Source organism: Coleofasciculus sp. (genome assembly GCF_046565525.1).
Lineage (GTDB): Bacteria > Cyanobacteriota > Cyanobacteriia > Cyanobacteriales > Coleofasciculaceae > Coleofasciculus.
In genome coordinates, this window is the sequence record NZ_JBKHUP010000232.1 from 1 (window position 1) to 2,030 (window position 2,030).

The window sequence follows — 2,030 nt, forward strand, 5'->3', positions numbered from 1 at the left end:
GCTAGTTATTAACTGGGGGCGCAAACTGAAAAATAAGGGTAATGCTCTTATCACAGTTTAAATGCATGACAGCTTACGGACACTGCCAAAAAATATTCTGAGCGGTACGGGGAGAAAGAAGTCCTGCTAAAAAGCAAGTCTACCAGTCGTTCTCACGGCGGTCAATCTCAAGCCAATCACTCAATCAGTTGGAACGAGTCACTCCAGAAGATGCCATTGTTTTCAGTAGATGAGATTTTGCGGTTCCCCCAAGGGCGATGTGTGATTACTAATCCGGGTTACAGTTCTGGTGGTGAGGGGTCGATTCCTTATGCGCTGACTATACCCATTCCCAAAGCTGATTTGAAGCGTAAGGATGAAAGTGAAGCCCTCTGGGATACACAGGTTAGACCTCGGTTGGAGAGTCGGGTGCAACTTGCTAGTCTAGAACAGCTTACAGCCGCTTTGTACGATCGCATTGCCGAAGCCGAACGGATGTTACCGTTGCCTGATGCTGGGGGTAATGTTCCACAAGAGTCGCAGATGGGATCAGGTTCAAGTAAAAGGTATGGCTCTGACCCGCTGGACTCTGTTGTTGGTAAAGTTAAGCGAACTAAACGAGTCTTTGCCACTGGTGCAATTGGTAAGCGATAGCCAGATGCTGTTCCAGTGGTTGCCAATGGAAAATTTTCCATTGGGATTGGTGGACTTGTTGGGATAAGTTTGGCTCAAACCGTTGAGGGAGAGGGATTTGGAGATATTCTACAAGGAAAGCGATCGCCTCTGGCACTGCCGAAAGCGCGATCGCGTACAAATCAACTCCCTCCGTCCTTAGAATCCGGTCAAATCTCGACTTCTGCAATCTCTTCAATGTTGAAATTAGCTAGAATTGCGGAGCGGGATGGTGATTTTTTGCGACTGATAACTGACGCTTTCGTCTGTGCTGCCTGTCCTGTCAGAACAGATACCAACCAATCTCTCGTCTCTACGTGTTGCCGCTCATCCCAACTGATTTCGTGTCTTTTACCTGGATGAGTTGGGTGCAGTGCTAAGATGGTCAACTTGAGGTTTTCTGGTGGCAATGAGAGATAGTCTGCCGCTACCCACAATTTTACTTTGTCAGACCAATTTAAGAACGGATGCCGAATTGCCCACTCGATTAGATTGACCGTTCGATTTTCCAGAAAAGCTGCGTTTGTGTTGACTTGCACACACACATTTTTTTCGTCCGTACAAAGTTGGGTAATGAACTGAGTATCTACTAAGAGTTGAGGAGGTTCCCATTCAAATACTTCAGGAAATAGTAAGTTAACTTCCATAATCCATCTATCAATTTGTGGATGAGCAACTAGCAGGGGTTCTGTGGGAAGTTTCAGGCAGGTTTGTTTCATGACTAGCTGAAAGTGTTGTTGCTCACTATCGATGGGTGAAGCCAGCAAAGTCGGGTTGACTAACGAGTTTAAATCAGTCATTGAGATTATTGGCATAGACGGGTAAGAGGTGATTGCTTACCCGTCGGCGCGACGCTAGTCGCTTATAGGTGCTGGGGTTTCGATGCTAGATTTGCGATCGCTAGCGCTCTTGCTGCTGTGTTCGCTGGGAGTAAGGAGCCTCCAAGCGATCAATAATAGTTAGACAGAGAGCGTTATCATGCACTCATCAATGCCATGTTTTCTCTAAAAAAACCCCCAACAGTGCCAGTTGCTTTTATGGAGATTAGATTTGAATCCGTACCAGCGATTCAATAATCTTCGATTCGTTCGGTGAATGAGACGCAGGAATAGCAAAATAGTCGCCTTGCGACTAACAACTGCGCTGCACCGGAACATACAGATATGGTTGGCTAAGTTGTCAGAGAGTCTTCCCAATCAAGGGCATCATCAGAAGCAAGTCATCATCTTCCTCAAAAAAAATCCCCGGCAATTGCCGGGGATCGATGCCATTTAAAGCTGCCTAAAATAAACAGCCTTGGTACTGGACTTTAGACTACGAGGAATTAACTCAGCTATAAACCCAAGCTGAAACAGAAGAAAAATTAGTGGATAAAAGAG

2 protein-coding genes and 1 pseudogene are annotated in these 2,030 nt (G+C 45.9%); 1 reads left to right on the forward strand and 2 read right to left on the reverse strand.

Annotated elements, in window-relative coordinates; translation table 11 throughout:
* Positions 1 to 87: 87 nt before the first annotated feature.
* Positions 88 to 633 (forward strand): annotated as a pseudogene (locus ACLGGO_RS35355) (type IV secretory system conjugative DNA transfer family protein); the annotation flags it as partial.
* On the opposite strand, the gene ACLGGO_RS35360 reads toward ACLGGO_RS35355, so the two are convergent.
* Positions 593 to 841, reverse strand: coding sequence for a hypothetical protein (locus tag ACLGGO_RS35360; RefSeq protein WP_446422819.1), 249 nt, complete (start codon positions 839 to 841; stop codon positions 593 to 595). The pseudogene ACLGGO_RS35355 and the gene ACLGGO_RS35360 sit on opposite strands and share 41 nt — an antisense overlap.
* Entirely contained in the window at positions 822 to 1,451 is a 630-nt protein-coding gene (locus ACLGGO_RS35365) for a hypothetical protein (RefSeq protein WP_446422820.1), read from the reverse strand. Before ACLGGO_RS35365 ends, ACLGGO_RS35360 begins: the two co-directional genes overlap by 20 nt.
* Positions 1,452 to 2,030 lie beyond the last annotated feature (579 nt).